This window comes from Psychrobacter sp. T6-5 (genome assembly GCF_052258485.2).
Classification (GTDB): domain Bacteria; phylum Pseudomonadota; class Gammaproteobacteria; order Pseudomonadales; family Moraxellaceae; genus Psychrobacter.
Window position 1 is genome coordinate 974,525 of sequence record NZ_JBQQEY020000001.1, and the last position, 21,509, is coordinate 996,033.

The window sequence follows — 21,509 nt, forward strand, 5'->3', positions numbered from 1 at the left end:
TATTATTACATCATAAAGAAATGGTGTAAATAATGACAGCGATTGTGAGATTAGGTAAGATGACCTGCTATTGGTCGTTACTAATGACTGCCTGTTAATAAAAGGCAATGACAGTTATTTTAGGACTATTGGTTCATAGTTGCTGTTTTTAGTCATTAGCAGATGACCTATATTATCTTATTACTTTTTTAATCACTCGGATATCGCGCATGACAAGTTTTGGCAAGTTCATCAAACGTCTGTTATTGGCTATTATGTTATTGGTTGTCGCATTCCATATTTTGGTCACCGGACTACTACTAATCTGGAAAACGCAGCCGATTAACAACAGCATGTTTATGTTGACGCATCGCCTAACGGGTGGCACGGTCACGCAGACATGGGCTGAGTACGATGCCATCGCTAAGTCTGCCAAGCAAGCGGCGATCGTGAGTGAGGACTCGACGTTTAGTCAGCACAATGGCTTTGATATTAAAGGTATCAAAGCGGCACAAAAGAAAAATGAAGAAACGGGCAAAATGTCCGCTGGTGGCTCAACGATTACGCAGCAGCTGGCAAAAAACCTATTTTTGACTTCGCATCGCTCTTATGTGCGTAAGGCGGAAGAGGCTGTCATTACCGTCATGATAGAAACGCTGTGGGACAAGCAGCGTATCTTGACCGCTTATCTTAATGTGGCAGAATTTGGTAACGGTATCTATGGTATCGATGCCGCAGCGCATCATTATTTTGATAAATCTGCGGCCAATCTGAACCGAGACGAATCAGCGCTCCTCATTGGGATGCTTACCAATCCGAAGTATTATGAAGACAATCAAGGCGACAGAGGCTTGCGTAACAAACAACGTATTATCAAAAAACGCATGAAAAATGCCGTATTACCGCAAGCGTCTTAATATTTTAAAAGAAGCCTTAACAATAAGAATAACGTAAAAGAATAATAGTTAATAATCTTTAAGACGATATATAAGATGATGGCGTATCGATAACGCAAAAGGAGTAGTAACGTGGTAGAGATAAATAATAATGAGAACAGTGGTGATATTAACGATATGATCGACGTTAATAGTATGAGTGAGAATGGCAACGAAAGCTTTAACAAAGATATTAGCGTAAGCAGTAACCATAATGATCTGGCCGACATCGACTGGCAACGCTCAGAAGACGGCAGCTATTCACCCAGCAGTTATATCAACCGAGATCTGTCTTTATTACAGTTCCATCTGCGTGTATTGGCGCAGGCAGCGAGTCCTCGACATCCACTGCTTGAGCGTTTATTTTTTCTGATTATATTTTCGTCCAACCTCGATGAGTTTTTTGAGATTCGTGTTGCGGGTATCATGCAAAAGCTCAATATCGGTGATGTGTCGACCAGTGCGCATGGTATGCGTCCAAGCGAGGTGTTAAACGAGATCTCTGCTATCACTCACGACGCCATCAATGAGCAGTATCGCATTCTGAATGAGGATATCTTACCCGCCCTTGCACTCGAAGATATCCGCTATCTAAAACGTGATGAGCTCAATGCTGAGCAGTCCGCATGGATGAAGCGCTATTTTACTGAGCAGGTCGTGCCAGTATTGACTCCGATTAGCATTGATCCTGCGCATCCATTCCCGCGTTTGGTGAATAAAAGCTTGAACTTTATCGCCACACTAGAAGGCAAAGACGCTTTTGGCCGCGACATCAACTTGGCGATTGTACCAGCGCCGCGTAGCTTGCCACGCGTGATTCGTCTACCAGATGAGCTGACAGGTGGCAAAGAGCATCATGTCATGCTATCCGCTATCATTCATGAGCATATCGGTGAGTTGTTCCCAGGTATGAGTGTGACGGGCTGTCATCAATTCAGACTGACGCGTAATGCCGATCTGGATTTGGCAGATGATGTAGAAGATATCGCCAAAGCATTAGAGGGAGAACTTGAAAACCGCCGCTTCGGTGACAAAGTCCGTTTGGAAGTAACAACCGACTGTCCAAATCACATCAGCGACTATCTACTCAATGAGTTTGAACTGCATGACAATCAGCTATACCGTGTCAATGGCCCCGTCAATCTGACGCGCTTGCTGTTTGATTTTAATATCCCAGCATTGCGCTATCAGCCGTTTACTCATGCCATACCCAAAGCATTTCGCCGAGAGATGGACAAGTCAGACAAATCGACCAGTATGTTTGCTGCTATGCGTAAAAGCGATGTGCTCGTGCATCACCCGTTTCATGCATTTTCTCCCATTATCAATTTGCTTTGGCAGGCAGCTAGCGACCCCAAAGTATTGGCCATTAAACAGACACTATATCGCTCAGGTACCAATTCAGAAATCGTAAAAGCACTGGCCGCCGCTGCTCGTAATGGTAAAGAAGTCACGGCCGTCATCGAGTTGCGTGCGCGTTTTGACGAAGCCTCCAATATCGCTGTTGCCAATTACTTACAAGAAGCAGGCGCCGTTGTGGTTTACGGCATTGTCGGCTACAAAACCCATGCTAAACTCATGCTCATCGTGCGCCGTGAGGACGATCGAATCCGCCGCTATATACATTTAGGTACAGGGAACTATCACGCGGCCAATGCCAAGGTCTATACTGATTATGGCTTGTTTAGCGCCGATCCTGATATCTCAGAAGATGTGCATAAGATTTTTCAAGAGCTCACAGGAATGGGCAAACCTGCCAATCTAAAAAAATTGCTGCATGCACCATTTACTTTGCATGAAAAATTAATGAGCTTTATTGATGATGAAATTGCCCATGCAAAAGCAGGCAAGCGCGCTCATATTATTGTCAAAGCCAATGCTCTGACAGAGCGTCGCCTGATTGATAAATTGTACGATGCGTCGCAGGCAGGCGTCAAAATTGAGCTGATCTTGCGCTCTATGTGTTGTCTACGCCCACAAGTCAAAGGCTTATCTGAAAACATCACAGTGCGCTCACTCATTGGTCGGTTTTTGGAACATACCCGTATTTATTATTTCTATAATGACGGTGATGAGCGTTTGTATTGTGGCAGTGCAGACTGGATGGATCGTAACTTGTTCCATCGGGTCGAAGTCGCGTTCCCGATTGAAAATAAGAAACTGTTTAAGCAAATTTATCAGGATGGGCTACTAAACTATCTACAAGACAACACTCAAGCATGGACACTGGATGGCACAGGCGTTTGGCAGCAGCTTCAGCCAGCAGCAGGTGAGACGCCGCACGTCGCACAAGAGCACTTATTAAAAGTGATTAATGGTGTTGAAGAGTCCAGCTAACTGATTGAAAGCTATCCTTATCATTTGACCAAGCACTACTTAGCCAAACACTACTTAGCCAAACACTATTTAACCAAGCAATGGTACATACCAATGCTTGGTTTTTTTGGTTAATGCGCTGTAAAAGTTACAAACTGTCTTGCAACCTCACATTTATTCACATATTGATACGGCAGCACACTGGTGCAGCTCACAATATCTTACCTATAATTGATACCAGTTTTGGCGCGTTTTAATATGTTGTATCAAAAGCTTGATAACTTTTTTGTCCAAGAATGCTTAAACACATATTCGTACAGCGCTACAGAATCTTTAAGGTAAATAAACAATAAAAACAAGGAACGCATTATGAGTACTACTGACAACGACACTTCAGATATCAAAAAAGCGGCTGAGCAAGCAGATGGTCAGGAAATCGAAAAGAACCTAGAAAACAAAAAGACAGCCGACGTTCCTGAGTCGCTTAATTCAGAAGAGCGGACCCCTTTCATTGACGACGAATTACGCACTGACAAGTAATAGCTGACCTAGCAATTTTAGAAAGTTAAGTTCGAATATCTATTCAAGCAGCAATAACAAATAAAAATGCAAGGGAGACGCTATGACAATTCCAGAAAAAGCAGCCACTGAAGAAAAAGTAATCGTGGATGATCCAGCAGCAGTTGCACCAGAAAATCCTGAGGGTAGCTATGAGGGGCGCAAGCACGAGCCGCAGATAGATGGCCCCGAACAAGACTCACAAGAAACTGATGAGATATATGCTGATCCGCGCAAAGAAGAGAATTTACCTGCCGGCGGTAAAAATGTCTCAGACCTAAATGCTTATGATCTAAGTCAAGAAGACAATTAACCATTGATATCGTTAATACCCACGCTATGCTAATCTCTTAATGATATGAGTAATAATTATAACAACGATAAGGACAAGATAATGGAAACCAGAGACCCTGCTTTAAATGAAAATATAATAACAGAAACTGATACTCATGAGACAGTTGATGGCTCTCAAACGGTTAAGAGCCATGATGAGTTGGAAGAAAATATTACTGAAAATAAAGGTACGGATACTTTTGAAGAAGGGGTAGTCGCATCTGAGCATGTCAATAAAAATGACAACCCAGCGCGCCAGCCAGATCGTCGTGATCAACCGGGTAATGGTTTTGATGACAATATCAATGAAAGTACCGTTGCAAGCGAAGGACCTGATAGCCAAAAAATTAACAACATGAATCGCTATGCTAATGTTGATAATGCTCAGACTCGCACCTTAAATTCTGATGACAAAGACTAGACCGACAATAGAAAGCTGAGCAAAGACCTATGATATTTGCGTAATTATCGACTGATATCTATATTATTTAGATAACAGTTAAAGGCGCTTACAATATTGGATGGATAGTTATAATAATAGGGAGTAAGACAAATATGCCAAACGACAAGCCTGTCACTGACGAGTATAGTTTAAAAGATGCAGACGATAACAATGGTATCGTACCAGACGATGCGCTACAAAAAGTAAATCCAGCGGCAGCAGACAAAGCAGCTGGAGATCATGACCCACATAATGTGGCTAAAAGTGATAAGCAGTACGACAGCTCATTGATGGAAGATAACAAGTAAGATCATAAATACAGTAATGCTCATTATTACTTAAGTACTGGTATTCTTTATATTTATTTTCCAAGTATAAAGTTAAAGGCACTGCAATTGACTAGAGTATGTAACTCAGACAATTGCAGTGCCTTTTATCGTTCTAATAACCTATAAATTATAAGCGTATATCAGTCATAAGTGGCTCTTAGGCAGGCGTGCCACTATGAAAGCGTAGCTCAGCGTCTGGACTATCTATTAATTCAGCTTCTACTTCTTTAAAAAACGCAACGCGCTCATCGATATTATCATCTGATAATGACTGGGCAAGCGCAAGGTAGTCCTCAAAATGACGGCTCTCTGACTTTAGTAGATAGCGATAGTATTTTGCTAAACGCTCATCATCAATGACTTCAGCCAACGCTGCAAAACGCTCACAAGAGCGCGCTTCGATAAATGCACCGATTATCAATACATCTACCATCGCTGCTGGCTCATAAGTGCGCTTATGCTTCAACATGCCCTTGGCATAGCGACCTGCACTCAGATACTTCCAGTCCTGACCGCGCTCATTCATGATGCCTAGCACTTGCTCGTAATGCAGCATCTCCTCACGTATAAGCTGTGCCAATTTACGTTGCAAATCATAAGAGAACTCATACCGAAATATCAAATTCATCGCGGTGCCTGCGGCTTTCTTTTCGCAATTGGCATGATCCTGAATGATCAGTGGTAAGTTTTCGATAGCGGCATCTACCCAAGCTTGCATCGTGCGCGCACCCAAAAAATTATAAACAGGGGATAGGTCTACCTTTATAGGAGTACGCAGATGCGTAATATCGACGCTATCTTCCTCTACGTCCATACTGCTTTCGTTAATGACATTTACTGGTGCAAGGGTCGCTTCTTTTTCGGGATTATCCTTATGCATCTCGTAGTGATCAGTACCATGCGCTGATGATTGTAAGGATGAGAGGTCGGGCTGGTTTATAGTCATAATCTAAAAGGGCTTTTTTATAAATGAGAGTTTAAAGCAACTAATTTATAGCTGCTTTCAAAATAATGGATTACAGTTAATACGGCTAAGTAAGTTGTCTGGATAATGGACAGTATTTAAATCTAACTATAGATGGTAATGATTACTTACAGTTTAGTCTCAACTGAGCATTCATTAATTTCTAGATAGTATTCATGGTCTATAAGGCTTATATCTTATACGATATCATTATTATACAATCCCAATATTTATTTGCTAAATGGCGTTTGCTTGTTTATTTTATTATTTGATAGTAGGATGAGATTTTGCTCTTTAGCCACAGTGTCTTGCTATCAATAGCACTTAGTAGAGAATGGCAAGCATTATACCAATGACAATTCTCGTATTAAAACAGAAGATTTATACAGTCTACTTGAACGCTGATAAAAACCTCTTTAATAAATAATTATGTATCAACATTAAATACCATATGTAGCAATGATATCTTTTATTATATGAATAATTGTTGATAAAAATAACGAGTCTTAAATAGTCGCTGTAGCAATTTAGTATTACCAATACTCACCAATAGATAAGGATAACAACATGGGCCAGTCTTCTAACGCCAATCGCATTCAAAAAGGCATTCTTGCCATCGACCAACAGTTGTATGACTTTATTGAAAACGAAGTGCTGCCAAAAGTTGGTGTTGATTCAGACAGTTATTGGTCAGGTTTTGAGAAGGTTATTAAGGAATTTACGCCACGTAATAAAGCGTTACTAGAAAAACGAGACAAGATTCAAGCACAGATTGACCAGTGGCACCTACAACACCCTGCAAAAGATGGCGAAATCGATTATCCAGCTTATAAGACATTCTTGCAAGAGATTGGTTATCTACTGCCAGAAGGTGATGACTTTACGGTCAGTACAGAAAATGTCGATGACGAAATTGCTCATATCGCAGGTCCGCAGCTGGTCGTACCAGTACGTAATGCTCGTTATGCATTAAATGCGACCAATGCGCGTTGGGGCAGCCTATATGATGCCTTGTACGGCACAGATGTGATCAGTGATGACAATGGACAAGAAGCGACAGGCAGTTATAATCCTAAGCGCGGCGCTGCGGTTGTGGCCTATGCCAAAGCGTTCCTAGATGAGCATTTCACGCTCGCATCCGGTTCATACAATGATGTGACTGGTTTTAAAGTGGTCGATGGCAAGCTTGAAGTCGCACAAGGTGATAGCAGCACAGAGTTAAAAGATACTAGCAAATTTGTCGGTTTCGTCGGTGATGCTGAACAGCCTACTGGTGTACTACTAAAGAATAATGGCTTACATGCTGAGATTCAGATTGATAGTAATCATCCAGTTGGCAAAGATGACCCAGCAAATATCAAAGACGTGCTACTTGAGTCAGCCATGACCGCGATTCAAGATTGTGAAGATTCGGTCGCTGCTGTAGATGCGGAAGAAAAAGTGGAAGTCTATCGTAACTGGCTTGGGTTGATGAATAGCGATCTACAAGAAACCTTTGAAAAAGGTGGCAAAACCCGTACTCGCAAACAAAACCCAGATCGTGAATATAATACACCTGATGGCGACAAACTAATTTTGCCAGGGCGTTCGCTATTGCTGATTCGTAACGTGGGTCATCTCATGCAGAACCCCGCAATTTTGGTTGATTTAGGCAATGGCCAAGAGCAAATATTTGAAGGCTTAATGGATGGTTTAATCACGCCACTGTTGTCACTCAATGATATCAAAGGCAAAAACGAGCTATCAAACTCACGCCAAGGCTCTATGTATATTGTTAAGCCAAAAATGCACGGCCCTGAAGAAGTCAAAATGGCCAATGATTTATTCAATGCATCAGAAGACTTGCTAGGTCTAGAGCGTAATACGCTCAAAATCGGTATCATGGACGAAGAGCGCCGTATGACGGTCAATCTAAAAGAAGCGATTCGCCAAGCAAAAGAACGCGTTATTTTCATTAACACAGGTTTCCTAGATCGCACCGGTGATGAGATGCACACCAGTATGAATGCTGGTCCATTTGTGCCAAAAGGCGACATGAAGTCGCAAGCATGGCAACCCGCTTACGAGCAGTGGAACGTCGATATCGGTCTAGAGACTGGTTTGCAAGGTCATGCTCAAATTGGTAAAGGCATGTGGGCCAAACCTGATGAAATGAAAGAGATGATGGATACTAAGGCGGCTCATCCTAAATCTGGTGCCAGTACGGCTTGGGTACCATCACCAACGGGTGCTACCTTACATAGCATACACTATCATCAAGTCAGCGTGGCCGATGTGCAAGATAGCTTAAAGTCGCGTGAGCGTGCCAGCTTAGATGATATTTTGACCATTCCATTAGCAAAAAATACCAACTGGACAGAGGAAGAAAAGCAGCAAGAGCTTGAAAACAATGCTCAAGGTATCTTAGGGTATGTAGTACGCTGGGTAAACCAAGGCGTAGGCTGTTCTAAAGTACCTGATATCAATGATGTCGGCTTAATGGAAGATCGCGCCACCTTACGTATCTCTAGCCAGCATATTGCCAACTGGTTGCATCATGACGTGGTGAGCGAGCAGCAAGTGATGGATACGATGAAACGTATGGCAAAAGTCGTCGACGAACAAAATGCAGGCGATAGTGATTACCAGCCAATGGCAGATAACTTTGATAACTCTTATGCATTCAAAGCAGCCTGTGATTTGGTCTTCAAGGGACGCGCGCAGCCTAGTGGTTATACTGAACCATTGTTGCATCAAGCGCGCCTTGATCTAAAAGCCAATGCTTAGAGAAGTAGATTCAGCAATGGGTATTTTAGCGTATGCTGAAATCCAAGGCATAGTATCTAATCTTGCTCGTTTGTGACTCTAAATATGTCATAAATACGTTAGCCTATTCTTCATGAGCGTTATTTATTTATCAATAGGTAGCGCTCATTTTTGGGCAATTGCTTTGTTTTTATTAAAAAATTTTAATATTATAAGTAATAATATTAATCAATAAAAGCGCTATCTGCTTGAGTAGATAGCGCTTTTTCTTGTGGCTATTTGGATTTTATAGATTACTTGTCATTTGATACCGGGTGTATCGAAAAAGCGAAAAAATATGTTGCAAATTATGTCAAAGTTGTTATGCTTGTACTCGAAGTATGAGTTTGGTAACGGATGTTACGCAATGGAGTGATAAAGACAACAGGTTACACGGCAGTTACGCTCTTAATCCCAGTCATGTAAATTATTGTTCTTTTCATCTTGCTGTAATAAAGATTCGCCACACTTGTTTCTGACTAATCTCGGTAGCCAGTTACACATTATATCTTTGAGGATTTGTGACGATACCATTATGGGCGCCAGCTAATAATAGCTTGCTCATTACTACAATTGTAAAGTGGAGATACCCCATGAAAAAACTACTTTTAGCTACAGCAATCGCAGCCCTATCTGTATCAGCAGCAAACGCAGCACCAACCCTATACGGTAAAGCTTTTTTAGCAGCTGACTATGAGAATGCTGAATTTGATGGTCCTGCTGGCAACATGTATGACGAAGATACAGTGCAGATTAACTCTCATGCTTCACGTATCGGTCTTAAAGGCTCTGAAGCCATGACTGCTAATACTGATGTTATTTATCGTTTAGAGTATGGCACAAGCCTTGATGGTGATAACGCTACTTTCACTAACCGTGATACATATCTTGGTATTGTGAACAAGCAATTTGGTGAGTTCCGCGTTGGTAAGAACCAATCAAGCTTAGCTCGTATTGACAATGTTGTTGTTAACCAAGGTTACTGGGATAATCTAGGCCAAACTCAAAATGAAAGTGAAGTTGTTAGTGCTCTAAATATGGCGGATAGTAACCGTATCAATAGTTCAATCATTTGGACTGCACCAAAATACGATGGACTACCGTTACAGCTTTCTGCAATGTATAGCTCTGATGATCAAAATAGTAATGACGACGCAGGCTTTGGCGTTGCTATGTTATTCGATCAAGGTACTGGCTTCACAGCTGGTATTGCATACGATAAAGATCAGAACATCGATGGTGATATCATCCGTGGTACAGCGACTGTTGATCTAGGCAAATACATGGCTTACCCAGTACAATTAGGTGCATTGTACCAAGTAGGCGACTATGATGGTGGCGATAAAGACGAGAAAGGTCTAGTTGTTAGCGCTCAAATGGGTCTAAATAACTTTGCTCGTCCAGCATCTGTATACGCACAGTACAACAAAACTGACAACTTGAATGGTTTTAACAATTCAGATTCAGATCAGATCGTTGTTGGTGGTAAATACATGTACAAAGATAACATCATTGCTCATGCCTATGCTGGCGTAAACAATGCTGATAATGTTGGATATACATACAATACTGGTGTTAAAGACGTTGACACTCAGAAGGATATATTCGAAACGTCAAACGGTGATGCACAAGTAGTTGTAGTTGGTGCTGGCCTAGAATACTTATTCTAGTATGAACTAGAATCTGACGTTAAAAAAACTCATCCTTCGGGGTGAGTTTTTTTGTTGTATAGAGTATGAATAACAGAAAAATGTTTATCATCAGCGTGAAAAATAAGAGTTTCAGATAGTTTGCATTTTTGCCCTATATTTTATGGCGTATTTTTAGTAAAATCCTTCTTTACCAATTACCGACAGAGTACTATGACCAAGTTTATATTCGTGACCGGTGGGGTAGTGTCCTCACTAGGAAAAGGTATCACCGCAGCCTCTCTTGCAGCGGTCTTAGAAGCACGTGGCGTGACTGTCACGATGACCAAAATGGATCCGTACATCAACGTCGATCCAGGTACGATGAGTCCGTTTCAGCATGGTGAGGTGTTCGTCACCGAAGATGGTGCAGAGACTGATTTGGATTTGGGTTATTACGAGCGTTTTTTACGTCACTCAAAAATGAGTAAAAGTAATAACTTTACTAGCGGCCGTATTTATCAAAACGTTTTGAATAAAGAACGTCGCGGTGAATATCTAGGCGGTACGGTACAGGTTATTCCGCATATTACCGATGAAATCAAAAGTAAAATTCTTGCTAGTGGCGAAGGCTACGATATCGCGATTATCGAGATCGGCGGTACGGTTGGTGACATCGAATCACTTCCATTTATGGAAGCCGTACGTCAGATGCAAGTAGAGCTTGGCCGTAACAGAGCCATGCTGATGCATCTTACTCTAGTACCTTATATTGCTAGTGCCGGTGAGACCAAAACCAAGCCAACACAGCATTCTGTAAAAGAGCTGCGTTCTATCGGTCTACAGCCTGATATTCTAATCTGCCGCTCTGATCACCATATCTCACAAGACAACCGTCGTAAGATTGCGCTATTTACCAATGTTGAAGAGCGTGCGGTCATTATGTGTGAAGATGCGCAAAGCATCTATCAAATACCGCGTACGCTACATGAGCAAGACCTTGATGATCTCATCTGTGAGCGTTTCGGTCTTGATGTGCCTGAAGCGGACTTGAGCGATTGGGATAAAGTGGTTGAAGCCCAGCTAAATCCTGAAGGGATAGTGACAGTTGCGATGGTTGGTAAATACGTTGAGCTACCAGATGCTTATAAATCGATCAACGAAGCATTGCTACACGCAGGTATCACGCATAAAGTTGATGTGAAGATTGACTATATCGATGCTGAGCGTTTAGAAGATGACGACACTCTACTAGCGCAGCTAAAAGATGCCAATGCTATCTTAGTACCAGGCGGTTTTGGTGAGCGCGGTACGATGGGTAAAATAAAAGCCATCACCTATGCTCGTGAAAATAATGTGCCATATTTAGGTATTTGTCTTGGTATGCAGCTTGCTGTGATTGAGTATGCGCGTAATGTACTTAATATCAATGCCAACTCTTCTGAGTTTGATCGTAAGACAGCTGAGCCTATCATCGGGCTTATCACCGAATGGTTAGATGAGCGCGGCGAGCTACAGATTCGCAGTGATGACTCAGACCTTGGTGGCACGATGCGCCTAGGTGCGCAGCAGGCTGAATTGGTTTCTGGTAGCAAGCTAAGCCAAATCTATGGCGCTAACAATATCACTGAGCGTCATCGCCACCGCTATGAGATGAACAACCGTTATATAGAGCCACTAGAGCAAGCGGGTATGACGATTTCTGGCTATTCTGCTAAGCAGCATTTGGTAGAGTCGGTTGAGATTAGCGAGCATCCATGGTTTGTCGCGGTTCAGTTCCATCCTGAATTTACTAGCTCACCACGCGGTGGTCATCCACTGTTTAATAGCTTTGTAAAAGCGGCGAAGAACCACAGCGAAGCAAAGTAGTTCTCAGAATGTAATTTGTATTGAAAGCGTTCATTATAAAAAAGACTGATCTTCGGATCGGTCTTTTTTTTGGCTCAATTTTGAGCAATGCGATGAGCAATGCGAATAGTTACTTAATGATTATCGATATTGATGCTATCTAATTACGCTTGCATACTTTTTTTCATTAAGCTATCCGTTACAATATGGGACAGACATATTCATAACAAAATAAGAGGTAATGGCTAAATGGAAAATCTATTAACGGCGCAATCACACATTGCACTTAACACGCCTAATAATAAGACGATCACTATTGGTAATGATCAACCCTTTGTATTATTTGGTGGGATGAACGTCTTAGAGTCTAAAGAGTTGGCGTTTGAGATTGCTGAGCAATACGTTGAGATATGTGAGCGCTTGGGTATCGGCTATGTGTTTAAAGCGAGTTTTGATAAAGCTAACCGCTCAAGCCTGCACTCTTACCGAGGGCCGGGACTAGAGCAAGGTATCGATTGGCTCGGGCAAATCAAAGAAAAATTCCAAGTACCGATTATCACTGATGTACATGAACCTCATCAAGCAGCACCAGTCGCTGAAGTTGCTGATATTATTCAGCTGCCTGCTTTTTTGTCGCGTCAGACGGATTTAGTCCATGCAATGGCAAAAACAGATGCCATCATTAATATCAAAAAGGCGCAGTTTTTAGCCCCTCATGAGATGCGTCATATCGTCAATAAGTGTCTAGAAGGCGGTAATAATAAGCTGATACTTTGTGAGCGTGGTAGTGCCTTTGGTTATAACAATCTGGTCGTCGATATGCTAGGTTTTGATACCATGAAGCAAATGGATATCCCCGTATTTTTTGACGTGACACATAGCTTGCAGCAGCCAGGCGCGCGTAGTGATAGTGCAGGCGGCCGCCGTGAGCAGATTACCACACTGGCACGTGCAGGTATGGCAACAGGATTGGCAGGGTTATTTTTAGAAGCACATCCAAATCCAGAAACGGCGAAATGTGATGGGCCATGTGCGCTGCGTATGAGTCAGCTAGAGCCGTTTTTGCGTCAGCTCAAACAAATTGATGATTTAGTCAAAGGCTTCGATGTGTTAGATACGCATTGATACGGTAAGTGAAAAGAGGATTAGGCAATGGCAATTCAGATGGCAAAAGTCAGTATAGAAAATATCGACGATGAAGATGGTCTAGATAGCGTAATGACCGCTCTTAAAAATATCTCAGGCGTGACGGCTATCGATCTAGATCCCGTGCATGATGTCGCAACGGTCAGTTATGATGATACGGATACGAGTATCCATGCCTTAACGGCGGCGATTAGTATGGTGGACTATGTGACTCAGCCATTTCCTATCGATGCGCCGCAAAATCCGCATCATAACGATTAAGATATATGGGCGATCTGGATGCTACATAAGCAATGAGTAGCGCTTACGTTTTTATTAATAAGTTGCTGACTCGTTAATAAAGTAACAACCAAAGTGTCTTGCTGTCGATGATGATAGGGCTTATGCTTGTTTGGTGGCGCTTTGATAGGTTTTGAGAAGTAAATATTGAAGAACAGCTATCAAGGCTACTTTTCACTAATAAAAATAAGGAGCCAACCATGGTAAGCCAAACACGTATTATTCAAATCGATGGCATGACTTGTGGCGGTTGCGTGGCAAGTGTACATACTGCTACTGCCGACATTGACGGTTTAGATACGATCACCGTTGATCTAGCTGACAATCTAGCGACGGTCACTTTTGATGATAGCAAAACCAGTGCAGAGGCCATTGCTACGGCTATTGATGATGCTGGATTTGAGGCAACAGTCGCTAACTCATAGATTGCATCATTTATTAAAAAAACTAGCCATCATGTTATTACTAGCATGATAGCTGGTTTTTTTAATGGTTAAAAATTCTGATTATAGATTACGTCCATGACTGTCCTAGTTTGCTGCTATTTACTAAATGATAGAGGCTTACTTGAATAGATGATGGTTGTGACCATCTAATAGCCGCTATCTGAATATATTGCAATATGTCTGTCTATAATCACTGGATAGCCTAAACAGCGTATTCATACTGATTGTTATCGTGTTTTACTTGTTTCATTTGATTTTTTTGTCAATCCACTGATATTTTATTATGGCTGCTATGAACATATAGACGCTATAAAGAGTTCTTTTTATGAATGTTATGAATGATGCTACCCATACCACTAATGATGAATCCTACGATGTCGAGACTGACATCCAATCAAATACGCCACTTGCGCCGCAACGTGCGCATTTGCAATTGGCGATTGATGGCATGACGTGTCAGGCCTGTGCTTCACGAATCGAAAAGGTGTTGAATAAAAAGCCTTCGGTGTATGAAGTGAGTGTGAATTTTGCTGGTGAGACTGCAAATGTAGATTATGATCCGACGCAAACGACGCCAGAACAGGTCACGGAATGGGTAAACAAGACGGGTTTTGTTGCCAATCTACAGGCCAGCGACAGTTTATTTGCAAAAACAGATGAAGACACAGCCACCCAATATCCATGGCGTTTGATCGGATTATGGCTATGCTTGGTGCCATTTTTGGTGAGCATGATAGGCATGTTGGTGGGTGCTGGGATGACGTGGATGCCGCCCATTTGGATTCAGTTTATTTTAGCGACGATTGTACAGTTCGGCTTTGCGTTACCATTTTATAAGAGCGCATGGGCATCCATCAAAGGTGGTCTTGCCAATATGGATGTACTGGTAGTGATAGGTACCGTGACGATATGGGCATATTCGACCTATCTGTGGCTCACTCACGGCGATGGAACGTTAAGTAGCCTCTTGCAAAGTGGACACATGGGCGGACACGTTGCTAGTAATAGCCCAGCCGTATATTTTGAAGCAGGGGTGATGGTTATTGCTTTTGTGCGGACTGGTAAATACTTGGAGGAACGCACTAAGAAGCATAGCCTCAACAGCATTGATTTATTATTGTCATTAACGCCTGATGAAGTTGAGCAGCAGCAACCAAATGGCGATTTTCATTCTATTGCGCTGTCTGATGTGCAAATAGGCGATATCTTGCGTGCCAAGCAAGGCAGCCGTGTCGCGACCGATGGTATCGTCACAGATGGTAGCGGCTGGTGCGTGGAGAGTCACTTAACAGGTGAGTCAATAGCGCTCGAAAAAGAAGTGGGCGATGGATTGCTGGCAGGTGCTTTGGTGGAGAATGGTAGCTTGCTCTATCGTGTGAGTGCCAAGGGTAGTGACACCAAGCTTGGTGATATGGTGCAAGCATTAAGTGATGCGCAAGGCTCAAAAGCTAACTTGGCGAGGCTGGCTGACAGAGTGACCGCAGTGTTTGTGCCAATTGTAGTGACCATTGCTTTGGTTACTTTTGGCCTAACATGGTGGCTGACAGGCATGATCGATACTGCCTTGATGCACGCCGTATCGGTATTGGTCATTGCTTGTCCTTGTGCGCTTGGTTTGGCCACGCCAGCAGCCATCATGGCAGGTATGGGGGTTGCTGCGCGTCACGGTGTTTGGTTCAAAGATGCGCAAAGTCTCGAGGCGGCAGGCAATATTGATACAGTAGTGCTCGATAAAACAGGCACGCTGACGATTGGTAAGCCGACTATCGTCGATCAGGTCATGGTGGATAAGTCACTGGCCGTTGATGATGTATTGCAAATTGCAGCCAGTGTCGAGGCGCACGCCAGTCATCCACTAGCAACAGCTCTGATCAATACTGCTAAAGACCGTCAATTGTCTCTATTCAACGTGACTGATATCAGTGTGATAAAAGGTGCTGGTATACAAGCGAATATCGAAGGGCTTGGGCTGATAAAAGTTGGTACGGCAGAGTTTGCGAACTTGACGTTGCCAAGATTTATGCCAAAAGTATGGCAAATCGCCAGTACCGTTGCGATTAGTATTAATGATGAACCACTAGGCGCGTTTGCACTAGCTGATGACTTGAAAGCGGACACGCTACAAGCAATCACTGCGCTACAAGATGCTGGTATCAATGTGATCTTGATGAGTGGTGATAAGCAGTCCGTTGTCGACCATGTGGCAGGGCAGTTGGGCATTGATAAGGCTTATGGCAAGATGAGCCCGCGTGACAAAGCCAGCCAAATTGCGTTATTGCAAACGGCTGGTCATAAGGTGGCGATGGCAGGAGATGGCGTCAATGATGCGCCAGCAATGGCCACCGCTGATGCCAGTTTTGCGATGTTTGAAGGGACTGATGTCGCGCAGCACAGCGCTTCTGCCCGTCTAATGGGTGAGTCGCTTATGCATATCGATGCCGCGCAAAAAATCGCTCAAGCAACGCTACGCAATATCAAGCAAAATTTGTTTTTTGCTTTTATTTATAACTGTCTTGGGATTCCACTTGCTGCGTTTGGATTTTTAAATCCGATGATTGCGGCTGCTGCTATGGCGCTTAGTTCTATCTCAGTTTTGATGAATGCGCTACGATTGACACGCTTTAAAACAGAGGTTGAGCTAGATAATACGGTATCTGCCCCGCACACCAATAAAACGCGTTTAGCGAAATAATAATTACTGTATTAGCGCTGATATTTCATCAACACAGACCAAACGAGTATTTGAGATATACCTATCTATGATGATATTTATGACCGCAAGTCAGTGTAAGATAAGGGAAGTTTGATAAAATATATGCTATGATGCCAAGCACGATAGCCAACCGTTAATCTGTTCAATAAGCTTTCCATCATATGCAAATATAGTCATATGGCAGAAAGGTTTGAAGGAATTCTAGGTATATTGGCTATATGATATTTTGCTTTATCTTTTTTGTATGCTAACTGCCGTTATTTATCTCACAAACTTGGCATGACCAAAGGAATTAACAGACATTATGTACGCTGAAGAAACCAACAACGTCACCGCAATTAAAGACATTCGCGCTCGTGAAATTTTAGACTCGCGCGGCAACCCAACTATCGAAGCTGATGTGATCTTAGCTGATGGCACTGTCGGCCGTGCTGCGGCGCCAAGTGGCGCATCAACAGGCTCACGCGAAGCGCTTGAGTTACGTGATGGCGACAAATCTCGCTATATGGGTAAAGGCGTCAAAAAAGCCGTTTCTAACGTCAACAGTCAGATTCGTAGTGCTTTGATTGATAAAGATGTGACTGAACAGCAGGCCATTGATGATGCCATGATTGCGCTAGACGGCACAGAAAACAAAGAGAGCCTTGGTGCGAATGCCATGCTAGCAGTGTCACTTGCTACTGCCAAAGCGGCTGCCAAGTCACAGAATCTACCATTGCATCAGTATATTGCTAACTTGCGTAATCAGACGTCATTGACTATGCCTGTGCCAATGATGAACATCCTAAACGGTGGCGAGCATGCGGACAATACCGTTGATATTCAAGAGTTTATGATTGAGCCAGTTGGCTTTACCAGCTTTTCAGAAGCGCTGCGTGCTGGCACAGAGATTTTCCACAGCTTAAAGTCTGTGTTGAAATCACAAGGCTTAAATACCGCTGTCGGCGATGAAGGTGGTTTTGCACCAAATCTACGTAGCAACGAAGAAGCCATCACCGTCATTATGCAAGCGATCGAGCAAGTTGGCTACAAAGCGGGCGAAGACATTCATCTTGCGCTAGACTGTGCGGCTAGTGAGTTTTATAAAAATGGTCAATATGTATTGGCAGGCGAAGGCAATAAAGCTTTTGATAGCCAAGGGTTCTCAGACTATCTCGTTGGGCTGGCACGTCAATATCCTATTATCTCTATTGAAGATGGTCTTGATGAGTCAGATTGGGATGGTTGGAAGTATCTGACCGAGCAGATTGGTGATAAAGTCCAATTGGTTGGTGATGATCTATTCGTGACCAATCCTACAATCTTGCAAGAAGGTATCGATAAGCATATTGCCAATGCAATTCTGATTAAATTCAACCAAATCGGTACACTGTCAGAAACGCTAGATGCGATTTATATGGCGAAGAAAAATGGCTATGCAACCATCATTTCACATCGTTCAGGCGAAACCGAAGACAGCACCATTGCAGATTTAGCAGTTGGTACCGCTGCCGGTCAGATCAAAACAGGCTCACTATGCCGCTCAGACCGCGTTGCTAAGTACAACCAATTGCTACGCATCGAGCAGCAAGTACGTGCAAGCTATCGTGGCCGTGAAGAGTTTATCGGCCTACGCGGTTAACAGACTGACTTGGCTTTTTAACGTGTAATATACGTCAAAAAGTCTAAGCTTAAAAGCCGAACTTATCATTGAATCTAGGCGATATATAATCATTTGTGTATCGCCTAATTAGCTTAAAACTTTAATCTCATTCTTTCTATGTTGTTTGGCGTTGTCATCTTATGAAATATTTTAGCCAATTTATACTACTTGCTTTAGCCGTTGCAGTGCTTTTGGGATTGCAATATCAGTATTGGCTGGGAGAAAATGGCCATTTTGAACATAACAAGTTGACGGCTCAAATTGAAGAGCAACAACGCTTAAATGACAATCAAGTGGCAGCAAACAATCTATTACGTACCGATGTGCAAGATCTAAAAACTGGACTTGAGGCGGTGGAAGAGCACGCTCGCTTAGATTTGGGTTTAATCAAACCAAATGAAACTTTTGTCCAAGTATCAACTGCACCAACGACACATAGTAGCTATTAAACTTTAGCTATCGATCTGTATGATGTGATATCAAGCATTATCATTGATTATAGAGCCATCCGTCATTCTTATCATTTTCACTATCTCTCTGTAAATATATCGTCATGGGTTCAACCATGAGTATCACACTATGAATAAAACCCCTAATATACATGCCATGATCGTCGCAGCTGGTCGCGGCAGCCGTTTTGGTGCGTCTATCGCCAAGCAATATACAATGCTAGAAGGTCAGACGTTATTGCAGCACAGCGTGGCTAGGCTTAGCCATAGCAATTATATTCATAAATGTCTATTGGTCGTAGCAGCAGACGACAGCACAGCTCAGGAGCTAGAGTTTGAGCTTCCTATACATTATGCAGTTGGTGGGGCCGAACGTTGGCAATCAGTACAGGCAGGGGTAGAGGCCATCAGTCAGTCAGGCGCCGATGATTCGGATTTAGTACTCATTCATGATGCGGCACGTCCCGCTGTACCGAGTGTGGATATCGATCAAGTTATTAAAGCGGCGATGATGGAGCCTTATGGTGCTATCTTAGCGACACCGGCGGCCGATACGTTGAAGACATCCTATCAGCAAACCACACCTACTGAGGATGATAAACTGATTCCTTACGCGAAATGCACTATTGACCGTAGCAACATATGGCAAGCACAAACCCCGCAGGTCTTTCGTTTAGGTCAGCTGAAACGCGTCCTACGCTATGTGTCTGAACATCAGCTCAGCATTACAGACGAAGCCAGTGCTTTTGAGCACTTAGAGCTACCTATACGTTTGGTGCCTGGTAGTCGACAAAACATCAAGCTTACGTATCCTGATGACGCCATTTTACTGGCAGCAATTCTTGATATCCAATCCTCACATTAATCAAATTTATAGATTTGCTTCGTATTTATATCAGATAGTTCAAGGTAATGACTGTCAATATCGCATCAATTTTACGGCAAGTTTCAGCCTCAATAGAAGTTAAGATATATTAATTTAATATATAATATATATTTAAAACATGTTTTTTGTATATAAGCAAGGTTATTAATTAATAAGAGGTTGCTTTGATGACCAATCTAACCTATGATGTAACTAACTTAATACAATTAATATAAAAACTTATAAAATCAATAATATATCAGAGAAATTCATTACATTTAGTGATGTTGTCTCTATATTTTCTGAAGTTAGTATGATTGTTTTAGCGACATTTACCTAATAATAGGGAGAAGCTGATTGTCAACAATCAACGATTCGACAAATCCAGTAACGACAGATCTCTGCCAGCTTGTATATATAAGCCGGATTACTTCTACTGGTCTTTCAAGTCCTAGCACGCTTAATGACATCTCAGAGACCGCAGTTGAGCGTAACCACGCCGATAACATTACCGGTATTCTTTGCTATGGCAATGGGTACTTTTTGCAGTGCGTAGAAGGGTCAGAACAAGCACTAACAAATTTAAAAAATCGATTGCTAACAGATGATCGACATAAAGAATTAGAAATCTTAGACTTCTCGGAAATCACAAAGCGCCGTTTTGCCAGTTGGTCATTACGCTCTATCACACTTGAGCGCTGGATGACTAAAGAGTCTGAGCTCAAAAAACTGATGCCGTTTAAGCCTTATGATTGGAATGCTAATGAGTGGCAGAAATTCTTAGATATTTTGCAAGAGTATTATGAAGAGCAGAACAGAACAGGCAATATCGATACGGTACCTATTAAGTATAATACTCTAGGCGTGACGTTGAGTAAGGTTGTAGGTCAACATCAGGCATTCTTTTTAATTCAGACGGTACTCGGCCTGATGATAGCTGCCACATTATTATGGCTAATGCTGTAATCGATAGATAATATAATCATAGGAGTCAACTCTCTTATGATTTTAAGTATGTTAATACGATTGCTCATCGAGCTAAATACTAATTATATCTAGTTGAGCAGACGAATAAGAAAAAGCCAGCATTGAGTCAATGCTGGCTTTTTCTTGTTTAAACAAATAGCTTGGATATTAAGAATAGTTTGGATATCAAGATCAGGCATAAAAAACCCCACTCATAATATATTATGAGTGGGGTTTTTGGTGGTACCATTGTTAGTCTTATTGATTGCTAACAAGTGACGCCAAATAGTGGCGTCCCCAGGGGGATTCGAACCCCCGTTACCGCCGTGAAAGGGCGGTGTCCTAGGCCTCTAGACGATGGGGACTAGTAACAACACTTCAACTGCTTTCACCATTTATGCTGAAGTGGTGCGTATTTTAATAGCGTCTGCGTTTCCTGTCAAGCCTTTTTCTACGTCTTTTTAAAATTAAATATCTTTTTTTAATTGCACGGCGAGGATGGAGATCATTGCGCTTTAAATGATACCGAATCCATAGGGAAGTACAAGCACTAATAGTTAAAGCGAGCAACATATAGCCTAGGATGGTTCCCCATAACTTGAGCTGTGGATCCATAATAAAGTCCCTCCTATTAGGCCTCGATAGTATTCGCTATCAAGGCAGAGTGAGCAACTTGAACTATCTATAGGATATAACTGCATCGCTTAAGCGCGACACTCATCATAAGTAGTCATATTAGCCGTCCAAAAATATGACATTTATTATCATACAAAATAATTCCATCTGCTTATCGTGATATCAATCATATCCCTATTGATTATCAAATCAAGATGTCAAAGCCATCAAGTATTACAAATAGCACTATTATCTATGATTGGCAATATATG

At 42.3% G+C, this 21,509-nt stretch carries 18 protein-coding genes and 1 tRNA gene; 17 read left to right on the forward strand and 2 right to left on the reverse strand.

Annotation, left to right across the window (positions count from 1 at the left end; translation table 11 throughout):
* Nucleotides 1–209 precede the first annotated feature (209 nt).
* From mtgA to ACTXGK_RS18880, 6 genes are all read left to right on the forward strand, one after another.
* On the forward strand, nt 210–896 hold the full coding sequence (gene mtgA / locus ACTXGK_RS18855) for a monofunctional biosynthetic peptidoglycan transglycosylase (protein ID WP_394212768.1): 687 nt from the start codon (nt 210–212) through the stop codon (nt 894–896).
* 174 nt (nt 897–1,070) lie between these two features.
* Complete coding sequence (ppk1, locus tag ACTXGK_RS18860; RefSeq protein WP_443516023.1) at nt 1,071–3,251, forward strand: polyphosphate kinase 1; 2,181 nt, start codon at nt 1,071–1,073, stop codon at nt 3,249–3,251.
* A gap of 348 nt (nt 3,252–3,599) precedes the next feature.
* The gene (locus ACTXGK_RS18865; RefSeq protein ID WP_443515600.1) at nt 3,600–3,770 is read left to right on the forward strand and encodes a hypothetical protein; all 171 of its coding nucleotides are present in this window, start codon (nt 3,600–3,602) and stop codon (nt 3,768–3,770) included.
* 82 nt (nt 3,771–3,852) lie between these two features.
* Complete coding sequence (locus ACTXGK_RS18870) at nt 3,853–4,101, forward strand: hypothetical protein (RefSeq protein ID WP_443515598.1); 249 nt, start codon at nt 3,853–3,855, stop codon at nt 4,099–4,101.
* 81 nt (nt 4,102–4,182) lie between these two features.
* Nucleotides 4,183–4,542, forward strand: coding sequence for a hypothetical protein (locus tag ACTXGK_RS18875; RefSeq protein ID WP_443515597.1), 360 nt, complete (start codon nt 4,183–4,185; stop codon nt 4,540–4,542).
* A 134-nt stretch (nt 4,543–4,676) separates the two neighbouring features.
* Nucleotides 4,677–4,871: a hypothetical protein gene (locus ACTXGK_RS18880; RefSeq protein ID WP_443515595.1), complete on the forward strand. Its 195-nt coding sequence runs from the start codon at nt 4,677–4,679 to the stop codon at nt 4,869–4,871.
* Between the two features lie 178 nt (nt 4,872–5,049).
* On the opposite strand, the gene ACTXGK_RS18885 is transcribed toward ACTXGK_RS18880, so the two are convergent.
* Nucleotides 5,050–5,706 (reverse strand): MiaE family protein, encoded by a 657-nt coding sequence (locus ACTXGK_RS18885; RefSeq protein WP_443516021.1) that lies wholly within the window; start codon nt 5,704–5,706, stop codon nt 5,050–5,052.
* A gap of 717 nt (nt 5,707–6,423) precedes the next feature.
* Here ACTXGK_RS18885 and ACTXGK_RS18890 point away from each other — a divergent pair.
* The 11 genes from ACTXGK_RS18890 (at nt 6,424) to ACTXGK_RS18940 (ending at nt 20,622) form a co-directional block, all read left to right on the forward strand.
* A complete protein-coding gene (locus ACTXGK_RS18890; RefSeq protein WP_443515593.1) occupies nt 6,424–8,622 on the forward strand; it encodes a malate synthase G in 2,199 nt (732 codons plus the stop codon).
* 611 nt (nt 8,623–9,233) lie between these two features.
* Nucleotides 9,234–10,310, forward strand: a complete 1,077-nt coding sequence (locus ACTXGK_RS18895) for a porin (RefSeq protein WP_443515591.1) — start codon at nt 9,234–9,236, stop codon at nt 10,308–10,310.
* A gap of 192 nt (nt 10,311–10,502) precedes the next feature.
* The gene (gene pyrG / locus ACTXGK_RS18900; protein WP_443515589.1) at nt 10,503–12,137 is read left to right on the forward strand and encodes a CTP synthase; all 1,635 of its coding nucleotides are present in this window, start codon (nt 10,503–10,505) and stop codon (nt 12,135–12,137) included.
* A gap of 228 nt (nt 12,138–12,365) precedes the next feature.
* Entirely contained in the window at nt 12,366–13,241 is an 876-nt protein-coding gene (gene kdsA, locus ACTXGK_RS18905; RefSeq protein WP_443515588.1) for a 3-deoxy-8-phosphooctulonate synthase, read from the forward strand.
* Between the two features lie 27 nt (nt 13,242–13,268).
* Entirely contained in the window at nt 13,269–13,523 is a 255-nt protein-coding gene (locus ACTXGK_RS18910) for a heavy-metal-associated domain-containing protein (protein WP_238038162.1), read from the forward strand.
* Between the two features lie 218 nt (nt 13,524–13,741).
* Nucleotides 13,742–13,966, forward strand: a complete 225-nt coding sequence (locus tag ACTXGK_RS18915; RefSeq protein ID WP_394212755.1) for a heavy-metal-associated domain-containing protein — start codon at nt 13,742–13,744, stop codon at nt 13,964–13,966.
* 355 nt (nt 13,967–14,321) lie between these two features.
* Complete coding sequence (locus ACTXGK_RS18920) at nt 14,322–16,679, forward strand: heavy metal translocating P-type ATPase (RefSeq protein WP_443516019.1); 2,358 nt, start codon at nt 14,322–14,324, stop codon at nt 16,677–16,679.
* A gap of 325 nt (nt 16,680–17,004) precedes the next feature.
* A complete protein-coding gene (eno, locus tag ACTXGK_RS18925; RefSeq protein ID WP_238038165.1) occupies nt 17,005–18,321 on the forward strand; it encodes a phosphopyruvate hydratase in 1,317 nt (438 codons plus the stop codon).
* 161 nt (nt 18,322–18,482) lie between these two features.
* Complete coding sequence (locus ACTXGK_RS18930) at nt 18,483–18,791, forward strand: septum formation initiator family protein (RefSeq protein ID WP_058024088.1); 309 nt, start codon at nt 18,483–18,485, stop codon at nt 18,789–18,791.
* 130 nt (nt 18,792–18,921) lie between these two features.
* Nucleotides 18,922–19,656, forward strand: coding sequence for a 2-C-methyl-D-erythritol 4-phosphate cytidylyltransferase (gene ispD, locus ACTXGK_RS18935; RefSeq protein ID WP_443515585.1), 735 nt, complete (start codon nt 18,922–18,924; stop codon nt 19,654–19,656).
* A gap of 357 nt (nt 19,657–20,013) precedes the next feature.
* Nucleotides 20,014–20,622, forward strand: a complete 609-nt coding sequence (locus tag ACTXGK_RS18940; RefSeq protein WP_443515584.1) for a BLUF domain-containing protein — start codon at nt 20,014–20,016, stop codon at nt 20,620–20,622.
* Between the two features lie 289 nt (nt 20,623–20,911).
* Here ACTXGK_RS18940 and ACTXGK_RS18945 read toward each other — a convergent pair.
* Nucleotides 20,912–20,987: transfer RNA gene (locus ACTXGK_RS18945), tRNA-Glu, on the reverse strand.
* Nucleotides 20,988–21,509 lie beyond the last annotated feature (522 nt).

Coding starts and splice junctions, on each gene's coding strand:
- ACTXGK_RS18890 (WP_443515593.1), top strand. CDS start 6,424: ATGGGCCAGTCTTCTAACGCCAATCGCATTCAAAAAGGCATTCTTGCC.
- ACTXGK_RS18915 (WP_394212755.1), top strand. CDS start 13,742: ATGGTAAGCCAAACACGTATTATTCAAATCGATGGCATGACTTGTGGC.
- ACTXGK_RS18870 (WP_443515598.1), top strand. CDS start 3,853: ATGACAATTCCAGAAAAAGCAGCCACTGAAGAAAAAGTAATCGTGGAT.
- mtgA (WP_394212768.1), top strand. CDS start 210: ATGACAAGTTTTGGCAAGTTCATCAAACGTCTGTTATTGGCTATTATG.
- ACTXGK_RS18880 (WP_443515595.1), top strand. CDS start 4,677: ATGCCAAACGACAAGCCTGTCACTGACGAGTATAGTTTAAAAGATGCA.
- ACTXGK_RS18920 (WP_443516019.1), top strand. CDS start 14,322: ATGAATGATGCTACCCATACCACTAATGATGAATCCTACGATGTCGAG.
- kdsA (WP_443515588.1), top strand. CDS start 12,366: ATGGAAAATCTATTAACGGCGCAATCACACATTGCACTTAACACGCCT.
- ACTXGK_RS18865 (WP_443515600.1), top strand. CDS start 3,600: ATGAGTACTACTGACAACGACACTTCAGATATCAAAAAAGCGGCTGAG.
- ppk1 (WP_443516023.1), top strand. CDS start 1,071: ATGAGTGAGAATGGCAACGAAAGCTTTAACAAAGATATTAGCGTAAGC.
- ACTXGK_RS18885 (WP_443516021.1), bottom strand. CDS start 5,706: ATGGACGTAGAGGAAGATAGCGTCGATATTACGCATCTGCGTACTCCT.
- ACTXGK_RS18875 (WP_443515597.1), top strand. CDS start 4,183: ATGGAAACCAGAGACCCTGCTTTAAATGAAAATATAATAACAGAAACT.
- eno (WP_238038165.1), top strand. CDS start 17,005: ATGTACGCTGAAGAAACCAACAACGTCACCGCAATTAAAGACATTCGC.
- ispD (WP_443515585.1), top strand. CDS start 18,922: ATGAATAAAACCCCTAATATACATGCCATGATCGTCGCAGCTGGTCGC.
- ACTXGK_RS18895 (WP_443515591.1), top strand. CDS start 9,234: ATGAAAAAACTACTTTTAGCTACAGCAATCGCAGCCCTATCTGTATCA.
- ACTXGK_RS18910 (WP_238038162.1), top strand. CDS start 13,269: ATGGCAATTCAGATGGCAAAAGTCAGTATAGAAAATATCGACGATGAA.
- ACTXGK_RS18930 (WP_058024088.1), top strand. CDS start 18,483: ATGAAATATTTTAGCCAATTTATACTACTTGCTTTAGCCGTTGCAGTG.
- pyrG (WP_443515589.1), top strand. CDS start 10,503: ATGACCAAGTTTATATTCGTGACCGGTGGGGTAGTGTCCTCACTAGGA.